16 protein-coding genes and 4 pseudogenes are annotated in these 17,519 nt (G+C 58.8%); 3 read left to right on the top strand and 17 right to left on the bottom strand.

Going from position 1 to position 17,519, the window contains the following annotated elements; translation table 11 throughout:
• Nucleotides 1-134 precede the first annotated feature (134 nt).
• The 6 genes and pseudogenes from BLW24_RS17155 to BLW24_RS17130 form a co-directional block, all read right to left on the bottom strand.
• Nucleotides 135-1,115 carry an IS5 family transposase gene (locus BLW24_RS17155; RefSeq protein ID WP_090378610.1) on the bottom strand — a complete coding sequence of 327 codons (981 nt, stop codon included), beginning with the start codon at nucleotides 1,113-1,115 and terminating at the stop codon, nucleotides 135-137.
• A 66-nt stretch (nucleotides 1,116-1,181) separates the two neighbouring features.
• A pseudogene (locus BLW24_RS17150) lies at nucleotides 1,182-2,071 on the bottom strand (ABC transporter transmembrane domain-containing protein); the annotation flags it as partial.
• Nucleotides 2,072-2,247: 176 nt separating this feature from the next.
• Nucleotides 2,248-3,705, bottom strand: a complete 1,458-nt coding sequence (locus tag BLW24_RS17145; protein WP_090384622.1) for an aminotransferase-like domain-containing protein — start codon at nucleotides 3,703-3,705, stop codon at nucleotides 2,248-2,250.
• Between the two features lie 230 nt (nucleotides 3,706-3,935).
• Nucleotides 3,936-4,748: pseudogene (locus BLW24_RS17140) on the bottom strand (OmpA family protein).
• On the bottom strand, nucleotides 4,745-5,101 hold the full coding sequence (locus tag BLW24_RS17135; protein WP_167360387.1) for a DUF4398 domain-containing protein: 357 nt from the start codon (nucleotides 5,099-5,101) through the stop codon (nucleotides 4,745-4,747). Before BLW24_RS17135 ends, BLW24_RS17140 begins: the two are co-directional and overlap by 4 nt.
• 9 nt (nucleotides 5,102-5,110) lie before the next feature.
• Nucleotides 5,111-5,939, bottom strand: a pseudogene (locus BLW24_RS17130) (substrate-binding periplasmic protein).
• Between the two features lie 112 nt (nucleotides 5,940-6,051).
• Here BLW24_RS17130 and BLW24_RS17125 point away from each other — a divergent pair.
• The gene (locus tag BLW24_RS17125; protein WP_090384616.1) at nucleotides 6,052-6,981 is read left to right on the top strand and encodes an alpha/beta fold hydrolase; all 930 of its coding nucleotides are present in this window, start codon (nucleotides 6,052-6,054) and stop codon (nucleotides 6,979-6,981) included.
• Between the two features lie 66 nt (nucleotides 6,982-7,047).
• Here the strand turns inward: BLW24_RS17125 and BLW24_RS17120 are convergent, their stop codons facing one another.
• Nucleotides 7,048-7,977 carry an electron transfer flavoprotein subunit alpha/FixB family protein gene (locus BLW24_RS17120; RefSeq protein ID WP_090384611.1) on the bottom strand — a complete coding sequence of 310 codons (930 nt, stop codon included), beginning with the start codon at nucleotides 7,975-7,977 and terminating at the stop codon, nucleotides 7,048-7,050.
• On the bottom strand, nucleotides 7,978-8,727 hold the full coding sequence (locus BLW24_RS17115) for an electron transfer flavoprotein subunit beta/FixA family protein (RefSeq protein ID WP_090384606.1): 750 nt from the start codon (nucleotides 8,725-8,727) through the stop codon (nucleotides 7,978-7,980).
• Between the two features lie 320 nt (nucleotides 8,728-9,047).
• On the opposite strand from BLW24_RS17115, the gene BLW24_RS17110 reads away from it, so the two are divergent.
• Complete coding sequence (locus BLW24_RS17110; RefSeq protein ID WP_090384600.1) at nucleotides 9,048-10,712, top strand: electron transfer flavoprotein-ubiquinone oxidoreductase; 1,665 nt, start codon at nucleotides 9,048-9,050, stop codon at nucleotides 10,710-10,712.
• A gap of 68 nt (nucleotides 10,713-10,780) precedes the next feature.
• On the opposite strand, the gene BLW24_RS17105 is transcribed toward BLW24_RS17110, so the two are convergent.
• The 4 genes and pseudogenes from BLW24_RS17105 to BLW24_RS17090 form a co-directional block, all read right to left on the bottom strand.
• Nucleotides 10,781-11,350 carry a DUF1285 domain-containing protein gene (locus tag BLW24_RS17105; protein WP_090384597.1) on the bottom strand — a complete coding sequence of 190 codons (570 nt, stop codon included), beginning with the start codon at nucleotides 11,348-11,350 and terminating at the stop codon, nucleotides 10,781-10,783.
• A gap of 3 nt (nucleotides 11,351-11,353) precedes the next feature.
• Nucleotides 11,354-11,956 carry a DUF4823 domain-containing protein gene (locus tag BLW24_RS17100; protein WP_090384593.1) on the bottom strand — a complete coding sequence of 201 codons (603 nt, stop codon included), beginning with the start codon at nucleotides 11,954-11,956 and terminating at the stop codon, nucleotides 11,354-11,356.
• An 88-nt stretch (nucleotides 11,957-12,044) separates the two neighbouring features.
• Nucleotides 12,045-12,799, bottom strand: a pseudogene (locus tag BLW24_RS17095) (radical SAM protein); the annotation flags it as partial.
• A gap of 185 nt (nucleotides 12,800-12,984) precedes the next feature.
• Nucleotides 12,985-13,965 (bottom strand): IS5 family transposase, encoded by a 981-nt coding sequence (locus BLW24_RS17090; protein ID WP_090384589.1) that lies wholly within the window; start codon nucleotides 13,963-13,965, stop codon nucleotides 12,985-12,987.
• Between the two features lie 123 nt (nucleotides 13,966-14,088).
• Between BLW24_RS17090 and BLW24_RS17085 the strand changes: the two genes are divergently transcribed.
• Nucleotides 14,089-14,346, top strand: coding sequence for a hypothetical protein (locus BLW24_RS17085; protein ID WP_090384585.1), 258 nt, complete (start codon nucleotides 14,089-14,091; stop codon nucleotides 14,344-14,346).
• 164 nt (nucleotides 14,347-14,510) lie between these two features.
• On the opposite strand, the gene BLW24_RS17080 is transcribed toward BLW24_RS17085, so the two are convergent.
• Genes BLW24_RS17080 through BLW24_RS17060 form a run of 5 tightly spaced genes read right to left on the bottom strand, consistent with a single transcriptional unit; the run spans nucleotide 14,511 to nucleotide 17,465 of the window.
• Nucleotides 14,511-15,242, bottom strand: coding sequence for an HvfC/BufC family peptide modification chaperone (locus tag BLW24_RS17080; RefSeq protein WP_090384580.1), 732 nt, complete (start codon nucleotides 15,240-15,242; stop codon nucleotides 14,511-14,513).
• Nucleotides 15,239-16,108 carry an MNIO family bufferin maturase gene (bufB, locus tag BLW24_RS17075; RefSeq protein WP_090384573.1) on the bottom strand — a complete coding sequence of 290 codons (870 nt, stop codon included), beginning with the start codon at nucleotides 16,106-16,108 and terminating at the stop codon, nucleotides 15,239-15,241. Before bufB ends, BLW24_RS17080 begins: the two co-directional genes overlap by 4 nt.
• Nucleotides 16,109-16,111: 3 nt before the next feature.
• On the bottom strand, nucleotides 16,112-16,399 hold the full coding sequence (locus BLW24_RS17070; protein ID WP_090384569.1) for a BufA1 family periplasmic bufferin-type metallophore: 288 nt from the start codon (nucleotides 16,397-16,399) through the stop codon (nucleotides 16,112-16,114).
• Nucleotides 16,400-16,422: 23 nt separating this feature from the next.
• The gene (locus tag BLW24_RS17065) at nucleotides 16,423-16,971 is read right to left on the bottom strand and encodes a glutathione S-transferase family protein (RefSeq protein ID WP_090384565.1); all 549 of its coding nucleotides are present in this window, start codon (nucleotides 16,969-16,971) and stop codon (nucleotides 16,423-16,425) included.
• A complete protein-coding gene (locus BLW24_RS17060) occupies nucleotides 16,968-17,465 on the bottom strand; it encodes a DoxX family membrane protein (protein WP_244161186.1) in 498 nt (165 codons plus the stop codon). Before BLW24_RS17060 ends, BLW24_RS17065 begins: the two co-directional genes overlap by 4 nt.
• Nucleotides 17,466-17,519: the final 54 nt, after the last annotated feature.

Raw genomic sequence — 17,519 nt, 5'->3', positions numbered from 1 at the left:
GTAGCCCTGTATTTCCGGTCAACTTCAGCCTCCGCTGATTTTGAAAGCGGAAAACTGATCAAAAACGATCAGGTCATCCGCTCATTTCGGTGTTTCTGGCCGCCGCGAGCACCTCGCAGCGGTCATTTCCCACATTACAGGCGCACCTCTCCTGCATTCGTCAGCAAATGTCGACGGGCCATCCACAGGTTCGACAGGGCGAACAGCGTTACCAGTTGTGCGGTGTTTTTGGCCAGGCCACGGAAACGCGTCTTCACATAACCGAACTGACGCTTGATCACCCGGAACGGGTGCTCGACCTTGGCGCGAACTTGCGCCTTGGCCTTCTCGATCTTGCGCTTGGCTTTGTACAGCGCGCTGCGCTTACTCAACGTGTTGTACGTACTGCGGCGGGCTGCGATCTGCCAGATCACTTCACGGCCTTCATGTTCTGGCCGCTTCTCTACGCCGGTGTAACCCGCGTCGGCACCCACCATGTTTTCTTTGCCGTGTAGCAGCTTGTCGACCTGAGTAACGTCTGCAACATTGGCTGCCGTGCCGACCACGCTATGCACTAAACCCGACTCGTCATCGACGCCGATGTGCGCCTTCATGCCGAAGTAATACTGGTTTCCCTTCTTGGTCTGGTGCATTTCCGGGTCACGCTTACCGTCCTTGTTCTTGGTCGAACTCGGCGCATTGATCAGCGTGGCATCGACGATGGTGCCTTGGCGCAATGACAAACCGCGGTCACCCAAATAGCCATTGATGACGGCCAAGATGCCCGCAGCCAGTTCGTGTTTCTCCAGCAATCGGCGGAAGTTGAGGATGGTGGTTTCGTCGGGAATGCGCTCCAGGCTCAGACCCGCAAACTGGCGCAGGATGGTGGTCTCGTACAGAGACTCCTCCATCGCCGGGTCGCTGTAGCCGAACCAGTTCTGCATCAAATGAACCCGTAACATCGCCATCAGCGGATAGGCTGGACGTCCGCCTTCACCCTTGGGGTAATGCGGTTCGATCAAGGCAATCAAACCCTTCCACGGCACAACCTGATCCATCTCGATCAGGAACAGCTCTTTGCGGGTTTGCTTGCGCTTGCCGGCGTACTCGGCGTCGGCGAAGGTCATCTGCTTCATCGGAAAACTCGGCGGGTGGAGTTCAGGTATTTTGCCAAATTCAGGAAGTCTTCTTCAGGGTTTCCCTAGGGTCAGCCAACCGCTGTACATAAACATCACGGCGATAAACACCACCGAGAACAGCACATCCAGAATCAGGGTGATGCTGTTGCCGGTGAGGAAGCTGCGGATGTTTTCTAGCTCGCGCACGCGTGCGACTGAATCGCCTACCCGTCTTGCCTGGAAATAGGCCAACGGCAGGGTTACCAGATGGCGGAACAAACGAGAGCCCAGCTCCACGTCGATGCGGCTGGCCGTGTGAGCAAACACATAACTGCGCAAACCACTGAGCAGCGTCTCGAAGATCATGATGCCGAGCAGGCCGATGGCGATTACATCCAACGTGGTAAGGCCGCGGTGCACCAGCACCTTGTCCATCACCACCTGGAAAAAAAGCGGCGTGAGCAGGGCGAAAATATTGAGCACGAAGACACCAGCAGCACTTCACCAAGTAGCTTGCGGTACTTAACGATCGCCGGAATAAACCAGCTGAAGTCGAAGCGCGCCAGGTCACCGGCGAGCGAGGACTCCGAACGAATGAGGATCAACTCGCCGGTCCAGCGAGCTTCCAACTCTCCGAAACTCAGTACTTCAGGGCGCTGTGACTGTGGGTCGTGGATCAGTGCTTTGCCATCATCCAGGCGCGCAATGATAAAGAAGCGCCCATCACTGTCAGTGGCAATCGCTGGCAGCGGTGTATGACTAAGACGGGAAAGAGAGCTGCGTGCAGACTTGGCTTTGAGACCCAACTTCTTAGACGCCAACAGCATCTCGGCACGGCCAAACAGGCGGCCGTCTTCTGCAAATTCGTGAGTGAGTTGTTCGGGGGAGGCAGCAACGTTATGGAAACGTGCAAGCATTACCAAGCAGGCAAGGCCCGTGTCGAGCGGGGCTGGCTCGGATAAAACGTCTGGCATCTACATCCCTGCACTGTGCAAAAGTTCATTGCAGCCAGTACTACCACTACCGGCTCTATCCATGATTTGTACCGAGAATAGCCCTCGGCATTAAATTTTGAGCGCGCCTTATACTTATTCGAGAGATACCAGTCAAATGGACTTGGAGAAAAAGCGATCCAGGTCAGCTATCGAACCTAAACATGGCGACGGGCATCCCCTCCATCACCGCCTTCCTGACACAGCTGCCCGGCCAGCATGCCCAGGGTCATTAGCGCACGCTCGGCTTCACGGTTCCACGGAATGCCGCAGTTCAGGCGAATACAGTGGTTGAACTGCTCGGTATTACTGAAGATCAACCCCGGTGCGATGCTGATGCCCTGCTGCAACGCACGTACGTGCAGGTCCTTGGTATTGACCCGCGCCGGCAGGCTGACCCAGAGAATAAAACCGCCCTTGGGCCGACTCATCTGCGTGCCTTCGGGGAAATACTGCTGCACCGCCAGCTGAAAGGCGCTGAGGTTCTTGCGGTACTCCTGGCGGATAAAGCGCAGATGCCGGTCGTAACCGCCATTCTCCAGATAGGCCGCTACCGCCATCTGCGTCACGCTGCACGCCGAGTGGGTGCTGAAGGTCTGCAGGCGCTGGATTTCATCCTGATACTTGCCAGCAACAATCCAGCCGATGCGTACACCGGGAGAGAGCGTCTTGGAGAAGCTCGAGCAATACACCACTCGTCCTTCGCGGTCATGGGACTTGAGCGCCTTGGTCGGGCCCTGCTCGAACATCAGCTCGCCATAGATATCGTCTTCGATGATCTGGATATCGTAATCACCGGCCAGACGCAGCAACTGGCGCTGACGCTCCTCGGGAATGGTGCCGCCCAGCGGATTGCTCAACCGCGCGGTCAGCACCAGCGCCTTGATCGGCCATTGGTTGGCCGCCAGTTGCAGGGCTTCCAGGCTGATGCCGGTGGTCGGGTCACTGGGAATTTCGATGACTTTCAGGCCAAGCAGATCAGCCAGTTGCAGCAGCCCGTAATAAGTCGGCGACTCGGCGGCGATCAGATCGCCCGGCTTGGTCAGCACACGCAGGCTCATCTGCAGGGCATCCACGCAGCCGTGGGTGATCACCACCTCGGTCGGGTCGACTACCACGCCGGCATCACGCATGCGGATCGCCACCTGGCGCCGCAGTGGCTCAAAGCCCGGGCTGAACATGTAGCTGAAGGCTCGTGCACTGTGAAAACGGGTCACCTTGGCTAGTTGCTGGTGCAACGCGCGCACCGGTAGGTAATCCACATGCGGCACGGCAGCACCAAGGGGGAACACCCCCTCGCGGCGCGACTCGGTGAGCACCTGATTGATGATGCTGCTGCGCGTCACCAGGCCAGGGCGTTCTACGCGGGCGATATCGGGAGTGGGCGCGGTCAGGGCTGGAGTCTGGTGCACGTAGAAGCCGGATTGCGGGCGGGCGCGAATCAGGCCCTGGTCTTCCAGGTTGGCATACGCCTGCAACACCGTGGCGTGGCTGACACTGAGCTGCGCACTCATCTTGCGCACCGAAGGCACCCGCTCACCGGGCTGGTAGACGCCGCGGCGGATGTCTTCCGCCAGTTGCTGGGCAATGCGCTGATAAAGCAACAGATTGGTCATGACCGCGTTCCTGCTTGACTGAACCGTAACAGTAAACCGGCCTCTTATAATTGCACCGGTACAGCTCACTGAATTGTGGGCGATACAGTGCCAACCTGCCAGGACTGTAACGGTTCAATCGATGGCCATTCGGATTGTGCGGCGACACCAGGCAACTACCCGCAGGCTGCGCAGCCTGAATGCAGGCAATAAAAAGCCCCGGATAACCGAGGCTTTTAACGGCAGAAGGCTCAGCGTGACGAGCCTAAATTGCCTTGCTCATCAGAGAACACGATCTCTACCCGACGATTCTGCGCTCAGCCTTTGGCCGAGGCATTTTCGGTGACCGGGAAGCTTTCGCCATGGCCCTGTACTTCAATGCGTTTGCCATCAATACCCAGATCGACCAGTACATCGGCCACTGCCTGAGCGCGAGCACGGGACAGTTCGAGGTTTTCCTGAGCATCGCCGCGACTGTCGGTATAGCCCTCGATGCGCACGACGCGCCGGGGGTTGAGCTGAAGGAACTGCACCAGCTTCAGCACCGTACGGTTGGCTGAAGCCTTGAGGTCAGTGTGGCCAGCGTCGAACAGCACATCACCCAAGGTCATCACCAGGCCACGCTCACTCTGGCTGGTGGCCAGGCTGACCATCTGCTCTTCAAGCCAACTGCTCTGATCCTGCACACTGAGCAGCTTGGCCTCACGCAAGGCCAACTGCAGACGTTGGCGCTCCAGTTCCAGTTTGACCGCGCGTTCCTGATTCAGATTAAGCGCGCTCTTCTGCCCGGCAACCGCACTGTACTGCTGGCTGAGATAGGCATAGTGGCTGACATCATCGGCGCTGCCCCAGTAGTTCGACAGACGATCAGCCTTGGCCAGCGACTCGCCCGCACGAATCAAATCTTTAGGTGCGCTGCGTAGCACATCGGCATCTTCTCTGACCTGCTGGAAGGCCGCGTGCGCGTCCTGTAGTGCCTGTTCACTGGTGCTGTGCGATGAAGCACAGCCCGCCAGTAACACAGCCGCGAAAATCGCCAGTAGGCTTAGCCGAGTCGGCTTCATTGCAAGCCCCCCAGCTGTTTGCGCAAGCGATTGATGGCATTACTCAGCTCGGCCAGTTGCTGCTGGCTTTTCTCGGTCAAGTGCTCAGCTTCGGCCAGCCGCGCATCCAGCTCGGCCTGTTCGGCATACACCCGCGCTTGCTTGTAGTCTTCGTCCTGCATGGCTGCTTGCGCCAGGACAAGTTTTTCCTCGGCCAGGCGCAGCGCAGCAGACTGCTCGGCGGAAATACCCAGAGCCTTGGCCTGACTGAGCGCCTGTTCGGTCAGGCGCAGTTGCTCATTAGGCGCAGGATCGGATGCACAGGCACTGAGCATGAGCGGCAGCAACGCCGCACAGATACGTCGATAAATCACAGAATTTCCCTACTGTTCAGCGTCACCGCTGGGTGTGAGCTGTTGATCTTTCCAGCGCTGCAGATTGCGTTGCAGCAGAACATCCGGCAAACCGCTGGCAATTGCCTCGTTCATTTTCTTCGCCAACATGCCGCGTAGCCACGCATCATTGCAGGCTGAGTTGTGCGACAACGTCAGGTACAGGCCTTCACTGGAAATCGGTGGATCGAGCACCAGCAGATCCTCCTGCATGCCCAGGCTATCGGCTAGAGCCTGCCCGGGATAACGCTCGTACAGTACATAGTCGGTACGCCCCAGCAAAAGTTTCTGAAATGCCTGGGTCAGACTGGCAACGCCTTCCAGGGTCAGGTTGTCCTTGGCGTAGGCATCAAAGGTCTGGCCAAAACTGTTGTTGACCAAGGTATCGCCAGTGCGATTGCGCAAATCATCCCAGCCGGCATAGGGGAACTCTGCACCCCGATGCACCCACACCACACTAGGGGGTGAAGTAGAACGCCGGATGCACGTAATCCATCACGTCCAGACGCGGCAGAGTCAGAAACGCCCCGGCAATCAGGTCGACACGACCGGTGCGCACTTCATCCTGCGCCCGTGACCAGGGCCCGGTATAGATGATATCCACCACTACACCAAGCTCTTTGGCCAAGTGCTGCAGCAGATCGGCGTTGGCTCCGATCAGCTTCTGAGGATTCTGCGGGTCGCGCCAAAGGTATGGCGGGTACTCCGGGTTACCGGTCGCCACTAGGCGCTCGCACTTGCCTGCGGCAACGGCAAACGCCGGCATCAGCAGTACAACGAATAGCAGGAGAAACAACCTATAAAAACCACGCTCAAGCATTGGCGACTTCTCGACTTAACCTTGGATGGGCGCCAGCGGCCACACATCGGGAGACATCTGTAATCATGCTAGCTTAATACGCATCCATACGAATTCGCGATAAAGACTAGCCATGAAAAAACTGATCGCAGCCTTGATGCTACTGCTCACCTCTGCTGCTACCCTGCTCTACCTGTCACCCGCCGCCTTGTTGACAAGCATACAGCTGGTGGAGCGACAACGTGCCGGGCTGAGTCTCAAACAGATCAGCGTGGGCGATCTTAGCATTCATTACTACGAGGGCGGCCCAAGCAGCGCACAAACCATCCTGATGGCGCACGGCTTTGCTGCCAACAAGGACAACTGGCTGCGTTTCGCTCGCCACCTCAGCCAGGACTACCGGGTTATAGCCCTCGATCTACCGGGTTTCGGCGCTAGCGACAAACCGGCCGGAAGCTACGATGTAGGCACCCAGACCGAACGCCTGGCCAGCGTGATTGATGCATTGGGAATTGAGCAGTCGCACCTGATCGGTAATTCCATGGGCGGGCATATCAGCGCGCTGTATGCCGCGCGCTATCCACATAGAACCCGTTCTCTGGCGTTACTCGACAACGCAGGCATTACTTCGCCGCAACCCAGCGAACTGATGCAACGACTGCAGCGCGGCGAGCCCAATCCGCTGGTGGTGAAAAGCCCCGAAGACTTTCAGCGCCTGCTGGACTTTATCTTCGTGCAACCACCCTACCTGACGGAATCGCTTAAGGGCTATTTCGCCGAGCAGGCCACCGCCAACAGCGCCCACTATGACCAGGTATTTGCCCATCTGATCGAACGCTATATCCCGCTGGAACCTGAGCTACCGAAGATCCAAGCGCCAACGCTGATCATCTGGGGCACAGAGGATCGGGCATTGCATGTATCCAGCGTCGAGGTAATGCAACCGCTGCTGCGCAAACCCAGCGTGGTTATCATGGCCGACACCGGTCATGCGCCGATGATTGAACGGGCGGAACTGACCGCACAGCACTACCAGGCCTTTCTCCAAGCATTGGTGGATTAGCGCAAAAATCCAGGCAAGAAAAAACCCGCTCAGTGAGCGGGTTTTTTCTGGGCGGAGAAGACCGGCTTAAACCAGTTTTTCCAGCTCAGGTACAGCTTCGAACAGGTCAGCGACCAGGCCGTAATCAGCTACCTGGAAGATCGGCGCTTCTTCATCCTTGTTGATCGCAACGATCACTTTGGAGTCTTTCATGCCGGCCAGGTGCTGGATCGCGCCGGAAATACCGACGGCGATGTACAGCTGCGGTGCAACGATCTTGCCGGTCTGACCGACCTGCATGTCGTTCGGTACGAAGCCAGCGTCAACGGCGGCGCGCGAAGCACCGACGGCAGCGCCCAGCTTGTCGGCCAGGGCGTACAGGTGCTTGAAGTTGTCACCGTTCTGCATGCCACGACCGCCGGAAACGACGATCTTGGCAGCGGTCAGTTCCGGACGATCGGACTTGGCCAGCTCTTCGCCAACGAAAGCCGATTTGCCAGCGTCACCGCCAACAGCCACAGCTTCAACGGCAGCGCTGCCGCCTTCGGCTGCAACCGGGTCGAAACCGGTGGCACGTACAGTGATGACTTTGATAGCAGCAGAGGACTGCACGGTAGCAATGGCGTTACCGGCGTAGATCGGACGCTTGAAGGTATCAGCGCTTTCAACGGCGATGATTTCCGAGATCTGATCAACGTCCAGCGCAGCAGCAACGCGCGGCAGGATATTTTTACCATTGCTGGTGGCAGCAGCCAGGATGTGGCTGTAGCCCTTGCCCAGTTCGGCAACCAGCGGCGCAACGTTTTCTGGCAACTGGTGAGCGAAAGCAGCGTTGTCAGCAACCAGTACCTTGGCCACGCCAGCAATTTTGCCAGCGGCTTCGGCAGCAGCGCCGCAAGCAGAGCCTGCAACCAGAACGTGGATGTCACCACCGATTTTCGCAGCAGCAGCAACAGTGTTCAGGGTGGCTGCAGCCAGGGCAGCGTTGGTGTGTTCAGCGATAACCAGGATAGTCATTTAGATTACCTTCGCCTCGTTCTTCAGTTTCTCGACCAGTTCAGCCACGGACTTGACCTTGATGCCAGCACTGCGGGTCGCAGGTGCTTCAACTTTCAGAGTCTTCACGGTGGAAGCGGTGGAAACGCCCAGATCAGCCGGGCTAACAGTTTCCAGCGGCTTCTTCTTGGCTTTCATGATGTTCGGCAGCGACGCGTAGCGCGGCTCGTTCAGACGCAGGTCGGTGGTCACGATAGCTGGCAGGTTCAGTGCAACAGTCTGCAGGCCGCCGTCGATTTCACGGGTTACGTTGACCTTGTCGCCCGCCACTTCCACTTTGGAAGCGAAGGTGCCCTGGCCGAAACCAGTCAGCGCGCCCAGCATCTGGCCAGTCTGGTTGTTGTCGCTGTCGATGGCTTGTTTGCCCATGATCACCAGCTGAGGCTGCTCTTTGTCGACCACTGCCTTGAGCAGTTTGGCCACAGCCAGCGAGTTCAGCTCGTCGGCCGACTCAACCAGGATGGCACGGTCAGCACCCAGCGCCAGCGCGGTACGCAGCTGCTCTTGAGCAGTGGCCGGGCCGATGGTTACGACAACGATCTCGCTCGCCACGCCTTTCTCTTTCAGGCGTACAGCTTCTTCCACGGCGATTTCGCAGAAAGGGTTCATCGACATCTTGACGTTGGCAAGATCAACGCCGCTGTTGTCCGCTTTGACACGAACCTTGACGTTGTAGTCGACCACTCGTTTGACAGCTACAAGAACCTTCATGGATTCCTCGTTACTCTCCGGTGAATAAGAATGTCGCCAGAAGCGAACATGGCGGGAACTGCAGACCGGCCGGAACCGGGAGTCGACCAATAACGGCAGACACAAAACCGCCCGTATCTTGACCGCACGACCTAGACTGGTCAATACAACGAAGCGGCCAATCGTCAGCGATGTAGTAAGATTCTAACAGCCCTACAGAAAATTCAAACAAACGTTTGTATTGGCCCATCCGAAGGGTCTGGATATAATGCGCCAGCATCGCTCATGGAACGAGCTCGATCGCCAAATAAAATTAGAGAGCCCTGAGTAGGAGATTGCCTGTGGAACGCGAATTTATGGAATTCGACGTCGTCATCGTCGGCGCCGGCCCTGCTGGTTTGTCCGCCGCCTGCCGACTGAAGCAGAAAGCCGCCGAAGCCGGCAAAGAAATCAGCGTCTGCGTGGTCGAAAAAGGCTCCGAAGTTGGCGCACACATTCTTTCCGGTGCGGTGTTCGAGCCGCGCGCCTTGAATGAACTGTTCCCTGATTGGAAAGAGCTCGGTGCCCCGCTGAACACACCGGTCAAGCGCGACGACATCTACGTGCTCAGCAATGCCGAGAAGGCCACCAAGGTTCCGGACTTCTTCGTGCCCAAGACCATGCACAACCATGGCAACTACATCATCTCCCTGGGCAACCTGTGCCGCTGGCTGGCGCAGCAGGCGGAAAACCTCGGCGTAGAAATCTACCCAGGCTTCGCCGCTCAGGAAGCACTGATCAATGAAGAAGGCTCGGTCTACGGCATTCTCACCGGCGATCTGGGTGTTGACCGCGAAGGTCACCCGAAAGAGGGTTACTACACCCCAGGCATGGAACTGCGCGCCAAGTACACCCTATTCGCCGAAGGCTGCCGTGGCCATATCGGCAAGCAGCTGATCAAGAAATTCAACCTCGACTCCGAAGCCGACGCCCAGCATTACGGCATCGGCATCAAGGAAATCTGGGACATCGACCCAGCCAAGCACGAACAAGGCTTGGTGGTGCACACCGCTGGCTGGCCGCTTGATATTGTCGCCAAAGAAAACACTGGCGGCTCCTTCCTCTATCACCTGGAAAACAACCAGGTAGTGGTTGGCCTGATCGTCGACCTGTCGTACAGCAACCCGCACCTGTCGCCGTTCGATGAGTTCCAGCGCTACAAGCACCACCCGGTGATTGCCCAGTACCTGGAAGGCGGCAAGCGCGTAGCCTATGGTGCTCGCGCTCTGGCTAAAGGCGGCATCAACTCGCTGCCGAAGATGGTCTTTAACGGCGGCGCCCTGATCGGTTGCGACCTCGGCACCATGAACGTGGCCAAGATCAAGGGCAGCCACACCGCCATGAAGTCCGGCATGCTAGCTGCTGAAGCGGTAGCTGACGCACTGTTTGCTGGCAAGGAAGGCGGCGATCAGCTGACCGGCTATGTCGACGCATTCAAGGCCAGCTGGCTGTACGACGAACTGTTCCGCACCCGTAACTTCGCTCCAGCGATGCACAAGTTCGGCCCATTGATGGGGGCAGGCTTCAACTGGCTGGATCAGAACATCTTCGGCGGCAAACTGCCCTTTACCCTGCACGACACCAAGCCGGATTACGCCTGCTTGAAGCCGGCTGCAGAGACACAGAAGATCAGCTACCCAAAACCCGACGGCAAACTCAGCTTCGACAAGCTCAGCTCGGTATTCCTCTCCAACACCAACCATGAAGAGGAACAACCCTGCCACCTGAAGCTCACCGATCCGAGCATTCCGCTGAGCAAGAACCTGCCAATGTACGACGAACCGGCGCAGCGCTACTGCCCGGCCGGCGTATACGAGGTGGTGACCAAGGAAGACGGCGAGCAGAAGTTCCAGATCAACGCGCAGAACTGCGTGCACTGCAAAACCTGTGACATCAAGGATCCGGCCCAGAACATCAACTGGGTGGCCCCTGAAGGCACAGGCGGGCCCAACTACCCCAACATGTAAGATGTAAAAAAGGCTCCTTCGGGAGCCTTTTTTATTGCGTTGAATTCAACGACTAGCGGCGGAGCTAATCAGTCCGGCTGCGGGCCGATAGTGAAGAACTCACCACTGCTCCACACGCCAAGCCAGGCCTTGCCATCAACTTCGCGCGTCACCGCCAACTCAACCAGCTGATAAAACACATTGCGGTGGATCAACGCCTCAAGATTGCTGCGCACATACACATAGGGCGCCGGCTCTTCAGTCAGAGCGTCGAGTTCGACCCGCAGCGGATGTTCGCTGCCGGCGACCACCTCATCCTCGACATTGGTGACAAAACGCAGCACCTGCGCCTCACCCTCGCCCTCCACCTGCAGACTGACCGCGACAAAGGGCGCGTCATCCACCTGAATGCCGACCATCTCCACCGGCGTCACCAGCACGTATTTATTGCCATCACGGCGAATAATGGTGGAAAACAATTTGACCATTGGCTTGCGACCAATCAGCGTCCCCATGTAATACCAGGTGCCATCGCGGGCGATGCGCATGTCGATATCGCCACAGAACTCCGGGTGCCACAGGTGCACCGGTGGCAAACCCTTGCCCTCGCCTTTGGGTATCTGCGCCAGCAGGTCGCCGGCCTTGCCTGTATCAGTCATCACTCAATGCCCCAAGCCCAACAAACGCCGCGCGTAATCCTGCAGCGCCGGACCGATCAGGTCCTCCGGCTTGGCATCATAAAGCGTCAGGAAGCCTCCACGGCTACGAATGCGCGCCGTATCGACCAAATAGCGGGTGTTGGTCTCGATCAGCATCAACTGAATCACCCCGTGATCAGTACCCAGACGGTCCAGCGCCTCCTGATCTTCCCATTCCTCCACGGTGCCGATACGGTCATCGGCATATGCGAAGCGGCTGTACAGCAGGTAATGCGCACCCGCCTCGCGCGCCTGCGCCAACGACTCTTCCAGGCCTAGCGGCGCCTTGGCGCGGCGCACCATGGGGAAATACTCGATAAAGCCCTTGTAGGCCTCTTCAGCCACCACATTGGGCCGCGGATAAGCACCACCTGGCGGCACGAAATGCCCCTGAGCGATATAGATGAAAGAGTCGGCTTGCAAACGCCACGGGCTGGAGCGGCGCGTCTGGCTATGGTCAAGCACGCCGACATCGCGCAATTGATAAATTGCCTCATCTGCCAGATCACTGGCCTTCATGCAGCCGCCCAGCAGCAACACACTCATTATCAACAACAGACTACGCATCATGCCTCTCCCGCTGCCGGTGACAGAAAACCGGCGGATAGCGCCTAGATGCATATTTCACGCCACCCACTGCCAATCAAAGGCCGCGCTACCACTCCTGGCGTAGCCGAGCCTGCTGTGGCTGCTCGATTGCCTGTCGTACCTGAGCCAACAAACGCGCCTTGTCCGCGCCCAGGTTACCCTTGAGCACCAGATAGTTGGAGGCATGATCACTGCGAAAAACCGTATCGCGCAGCTCAAGGCCACTTAGCAAACGCTCCACCTCGACAAATAGCTGCTGCTGGTTGAGCGGTTGAAAGTCGGCAAAACCCTGACGAAACCGCGCCTCCCCCATAGGAAAACTCACCACCAGAGTCGAGAGAAATTCCGGCTGCGACTCATTCATCAGGCGCGCCGAATTATCCGCATGCTGCTCGCTCAAGACCGTGCCACCCAGACCATTGAGGATCATCACCGAGCGGGTGATACCCGCCTGGCCGAGCTTTTCCAGCGCGCTCAGGCTGGACTCATAGGTCTCACCCTTGTTAACCCGCGCCAGCACCTCGTCATCACCGGATTCGCAACCGACATAGGCCATGCGTCAGCCAGCTCCTTGAGCTCATCCACCGACTTCTTGCGCAAGTTGCGCGGCAGGCAGTAACTCGATACCCGCTCAACCTCCGACATGTGCTCGCGGATCGCCTGCAAGATGGTCAGCAAACGCCGCGTCGGCAGCACCAGAGCGTCACCATCGGCGAGAAACACCCGCTGCACGATCATCCGCTCGCCGGTCAGGCGAATCTCTTCGAGCACCTGCGCTTCATCACGGGCGCGGAATTTCTTCTGTTCCTGAGTGTACATTTGCCGGGTAGTTACCCACATATCATCCTAAATAGTTACTAAGGATGGTCTGAAGTAGCCCTGTATTTCCGGTCAACTTCAGCCTCCGCTGATTTTGAAAGCGGAAAACTGATCAAAAACGATCAAATCGTCCGCTCATTTCAGTGTTTCTGGTCGCTGCGATAACCTCGCCGCAACCATTTCCCACATTACAGGCGCACCTCTCCTGCATTCGTCAGTAAATGTCGACGGGCCATCCACAGGTTCGACAGGGCGAACAGCGTTACCAGTTGTGCGGTGTTTTTGGCCAGGCCACGGAAGCGCGTCTTCACATAACCGAACTGGCGCTTGAACACGCGAAACGGATGCTCGACCTTGGCGCGCACTTGGGCTTTGGCCTTCTCGATCTTGCGCTTGGCTTTGTATAACCCGCTGCGCTTATCGAGCTTCCTGTAGGTGCTGCGGCGTGCCGCCACCTGCCAGATTACCTTCCGACCTTCATGCTCCGGACGCTTTTCGACACCGGTGTAACCTGCGTCAGTACACACCACGTTTTCGTCGCCGTGCAGCAGTTTGTCTACCTGGGTGACATCCGCCACGTTGGCTGCCGTGCCTACTACGCTGTGCACCAGACCCGACTCGTCATCCACGCCGATGTGCGCCTTCATGCCGAAGTAGTACTGGTTGCCCTTCTTTGTTTGGTGCATTTCCGGATCGCGCTTACGGTCCTTGTTCTTGGTCGAACTCGGCGCATTGATCAACGTGGCATCAACGATGGTGCCCTGGCGCAGTGACAGACCACGGTCGCCCAGATAGCCGTTAATCACAGCCAAGATGCCTGCAGCCAGCTCGTGTTTCTCCAGCAAGCGACGGAAGTTGAGGATGGTGGTTTCATCGGGAATGCGTTCCAGGCTTAAGCCGGCGAACTGGCGCAGGATGGTGGTCTCGTACAGCGTTTCCTCCATCGCCGGATCGCTGTAACCGAACCAGTTTTGCATCAGATGCACACGCAGCATCGCCATCAGCGCATAGGCGGGCCTGCCACCTTCGCCCTTCGGGTAGTGCGGATCGATCAGGGTGACCAATCCTTTCCACGGCACTACTCGATCCATCTCGATCAGGAACAACTCTTTGCGGGTCTGCTTGCGCTTGCCTGCGTACTCGGCGTCGGCGAAGGTCATCTGCTTCATCGGAAAACTCGACGGGTGGAATCCGGGTATTTTGCCAAAATCAGGAAGTCTTCTTCAGAGTTTCCCTAGAGCTGAGAGAATTTCCTCACTGCCGATAACGGCACCCTACCTGAGGAACTCATCATGCATAACCTTCATCGTAAGCATCGACTCTTCGCCACGGCCTTGCTGTTCGGCAGCCTCGTAAACCTCGGCAGCGGCCAGTCTTTTGCGGCCGACGGCAGTGAACGCCTGCAGCACACCCCGTCTCATACCAGCGTCAATAAACTGCAAAAACTGGCCGAAGATGGCAGCGAACGCAGCCGCAGCTACTGGTTTGAACGTCATATCGATGTGGCTGAAGGTGGTGCCGACCGCGTACAACTGATACGCAAAGCCTGAGCCTGGCCAACCACAAGCCCCTGAGCGGAAACCCGCTCAGGGGCTTTTTATTTGTGGGATCAATTTCAGGTCTGAAACGACAGCCCTCTATCCGCAAGCACTGATGGACGATCTGCTAGCCCGCGCACGACCGGGCCTGCTCCCCAGCATAATCCGTGATCCGCTCATTCGGCCAAGAACACCTGCCAGTGCAACAGCTGTATCAGCCGGCTAAGCCACTCCGGATGTTCGGCCAGTGCTGCTGGCAAACGGTTTGGCTGGGTAGCCATCTGCAGCAGCTCACAGCTAACCGCATCGAGCGGCTCGGTGCGAAGCAGTAACCCATGTCGCCAGACCAGTACATTTTCCTCCGACCAGTTCTGGGCGGTAGGTGCTGGTGCGCCCCCTTGCTGACTGGCCCACAAACGGTACAGCGGATGATCCGAGCGCAGTAGTGTCACCGAGGGATGCCAGCGCAGGGGCTGCCCGATTCTGTCGGTTAGGGTCACCAAGTCCATCTCCGCAATACTTAGCACAGGCGTATCTGGCGCATGGAAGGCACACAGTCGGGCCCACTCCAGACGGGCAATGTCTGTCAGATAGCTCAGCCCGCTCAGCGGCTGGAATCGGGCGATAAAGCCCGCCAGCTCGGCACCATACTCATGCAGCGCGGCCGAGCGTGGCGGATGCTGCTGGATAAACACCGCAGCCAGGGCGGTGAAATAGTCCGCACCCAGTAGCCGTTCCAGCACCGGAAAGCCCTGACGCAGGGCCTCCGTGCGGGAGGCTCTAACGTTGTTGCGGTAAATGGCAAAACGCTGGGCAAAGGCACTTTCACCACACTCGCCAAGATGCAGTGGCACGGCATCGGCGTTATGTACTGCCTGGGAAAATTCTTCCAGTGCAATGGGCGTCATGCGTGTTTCTCCCGGGAGGCACAGGGCGGCATGTAGGGACTTTGCTGCAGGGTACGAGCGCAATCGACTTCGGCCGCCAGGGTGTTCCAGGCCGGCAACTCGCGGTCCCACTCGATCAGGCTGGGGCGCGGGCCGGCCAGCAGCAGCCACTGCACATACAAGGCCCAGGTGTCGTCGGCCACCGCACTGGCGTGATCGTCGATCAGCAGCGTGCCGTCGCCAATCGCCATGCGGGTGTGGCCAGCCAGGTGCAGCTCCCCTACCCGTTCAGCCGGCAAGGCTTTGAGGTAAGTATCCGGGCTGCCGCCGCAGTTGTGGCAGCTGACCAGCAGGTTATTCAGATCCAGCAGCAGGCCGCAGTCGGTATCCCGACTAAGCTGGCGGAGAAACTCCACTTCGCTCATGTCGGACTCATCCAGACGCAGGTAAACGGCCGGATTCTCGATCAGGATCGTGCGCCCCAGCGCCTCCTGCACCTGCTGTATACGCGAACTCACCCGCTGCAGCGTGGCGGCGCTGTAGGCCAGCGGCAGCAGATCGCCCAGGTACTGGCCGGCATGCCCGGACCAGGCCAGGTGCTCGGAAACCAGCCGGGGTTCGTAACGCTCGCACAGCCGGCGCAGGCGTTGCAGATGCTGCGCATCCAGCGGGTCAACGCCGCCCAGCGAAAGCCCCACACCATGCACCGACAGTGGCAGATGCCGGCGCAACTCGGCGAGTTGGGCATGCAGCAGGCCGCCCTCGCCGAAATAGTTTTCCGCATGCACCTCGATAAAGTCGACGCGCCCCGGGTTGGCCAGCAGCGCATCGAAATGCACCGGCTTGAACGCCACACCAGCACCGCCACGGAGCGCGAGACTGCTCATGGATCAGGGCCGCTGCACGGGCTCAAGCGAGCCCTTGCCGAAGGGTGTTTCGATCTGCAGACAGGTACCTGCCGGGACCAGCTTCCAAGCGTTGCCCTGATAGTCGATCTTCGAGGTGCCCGCGCAGGAGGTGCCGGGGCCGGCGGCGCAGTCGTTCTGCCCGGCGAGCGAGACCCCGTAGCATTTTTCCTTGCCGGCATTGACCGGAGCATCGGCGGCGCTGGCCGACTGGGTAGCGGCGAGCAAGGCACTGGCCAGCGACAGGGCCAGGCAGGTGTTGAGCGTTTGCATAAGGTACTACTCCTCAGAGAAGGTCAGTTTTGCAGCCGGGCCAATGCCCGCTGCACGGCAGGCCGGGCACTGATGCGCTCAACCCAGGCGCGGACATGGGGGAACTTGTCCAGATCGACGCCGGCATAGTCAGCAATGCGCAGCCAGCTGAAGTGCATGATGTCGGCGATCGAGTAGCTGCTGCCGGCGAGCCAGGGCACCTCGGCCAGACGCTCGTCCAGAAGAGTGGTCAGGCGCAGCGACTCGTTGCGGTAACGCTCGATGGCCAGCGGCACCGGCTCGGGTGCCGAGCGCAGGAACCAGCCGGCTTGGCCGAACATCGGCCCGATGCTGGCCACCTGCAGGAACAGGTATTCCATCGCCCGTTGGTACTCAACAGGGTCCTGCGGCAACAGCGCGCCGTGCTTCTGCGCCAGGTACAGCAGGATGGCGCCGGACTCGGCCAGGTTGAGCGGCTTTGCGCCAGGGCCGGCGAGATCGACCTTGATCAGCCGGTATTCGACATCCAGCTCTTCCAGAGCGATCGGCACCTTGAGGCCGTTGGGCGTGTTGGCACTGTAGAGTTCAATCATTGCGGTGCCCTCAGGCATTGCTCCGGATCGGCATGACCGGCACAGGGGTTCTGGCTGACGCCGTTGTGGCGTTGCCACAGTCGTTGCAGTCCGTGATCCAGCGACAGACGTCCGCCGCCCTGCCCGATCAACAGCAGCAAAGCCACCGCCCAGGTACCGTGGGTCGCCCAGGCATCGGGGTAGACCAAGAGCTGAATCACCAGCGTCATGCCCAACAGGCCGGCAGCCGCCAGGCGCGTGCCCAGCCCAAGCAACAAGAGGATCGGCAACAGATGTTCGGCAAAGGCGGCGAGCCCGGCGGCCAGCGCCGGATCGATCAGCGGCAGGCGGTATTCCTCCTGAAACAGGTAGAGCACCGAATCCCTGAGCTGCCAGCCATCGACCTTGGTCCGGCCGGATTGCCAGAACACCGCCCCTGGGGTAATACGGGCCAGCAGCAACAGGGCATCATGGCCCAATGCCTGCCAGCGAGCGGATAGGGTTTGGACAGTCATGTCATCTCTCCGGAAAGCCCCTGTCGGCGGCATTCGCCAACAGGGGCAGGCGGG

Origin of the sequence: Pseudomonas anguilliseptica, from assembly GCF_900105355.1 — a bacterium.
In the GTDB taxonomy this organism is placed as follows: Bacteria; Pseudomonadota; Gammaproteobacteria; order Pseudomonadales; family Pseudomonadaceae; genus Aquipseudomonas; species Aquipseudomonas anguilliseptica.
Note: the sequence above shows the minus strand (reverse complement) of the source record. Positions and strands in the feature narration are given on the sequence as shown.

What these genes read in the sequence shown, in the direction of transcription:
- BLW24_RS17145 (WP_090384622.1), bottom strand. Translation starts at nt 3,705, where the DNA reads ATGACCAATCTGTTGCTTTATCAGCGCATTGCCCAGCAACTGGCGGAA.
- BLW24_RS17125 (WP_090384616.1), top strand. Translation starts at nt 6,052, where the DNA reads ATGAAAAAACTGATCGCAGCCTTGATGCTACTGCTCACCTCTGCTGCT.
- BLW24_RS17105 (WP_090384597.1), bottom strand. Translation starts at nt 11,350, where the DNA reads ATGACTGATACAGGCAAGGCCGGCGACCTGCTGGCGCAGATACCCAAA.
- BLW24_RS17070 (WP_090384569.1), bottom strand. Translation starts at nt 16,399, where the DNA reads ATGCAAACGCTCAACACCTGCCTGGCCCTGTCGCTGGCCAGTGCCTTG.
- bufB (WP_090384573.1), bottom strand. Translation starts at nt 16,108, where the DNA reads ATGAGCAGTCTCGCGCTCCGTGGCGGTGCTGGTGTGGCGTTCAAGCCG.
- BLW24_RS17120 (WP_090384611.1), bottom strand. Translation starts at nt 7,977, where the DNA reads ATGACTATCCTGGTTATCGCTGAACACACCAACGCTGCCCTGGCTGCA.
- BLW24_RS17065 (WP_090384565.1), bottom strand. Translation starts at nt 16,971, where the DNA reads ATGATTGAACTCTACAGTGCCAACACGCCCAACGGCCTCAAGGTGCCG.
- BLW24_RS17085 (WP_090384585.1), top strand. Translation starts at nt 14,089, where the DNA reads ATGCATAACCTTCATCGTAAGCATCGACTCTTCGCCACGGCCTTGCTG.
- BLW24_RS17090 (WP_090384589.1), bottom strand. Translation starts at nt 13,965, where the DNA reads ATGAAGCAGATGACCTTCGCCGACGCCGAGTACGCAGGCAAGCGCAAG.
- BLW24_RS17100 (WP_090384593.1), bottom strand. Translation starts at nt 11,956, where the DNA reads ATGCGTAGTCTGTTGTTGATAATGAGTGTGTTGCTGCTGGGCGGCTGC.
- BLW24_RS17060 (WP_244161186.1), bottom strand. Translation starts at nt 17,465, where the DNA reads ATGACTGTCCAAACCCTATCCGCTCGCTGGCAGGCATTGGGCCATGAT.
- BLW24_RS17115 (WP_090384606.1), bottom strand. Translation starts at nt 8,727, where the DNA reads ATGAAGGTTCTTGTAGCTGTCAAACGAGTGGTCGACTACAACGTCAAG.
- BLW24_RS17080 (WP_090384580.1), bottom strand. Translation starts at nt 15,242, where the DNA reads ATGACGCCCATTGCACTGGAAGAATTTTCCCAGGCAGTACATAACGCC.
- BLW24_RS17155 (WP_090378610.1), bottom strand. Translation starts at nt 1,115, where the DNA reads ATGAAGCAGATGACCTTCGCCGACGCCGAGTACGCCGGCAAGCGCAAG.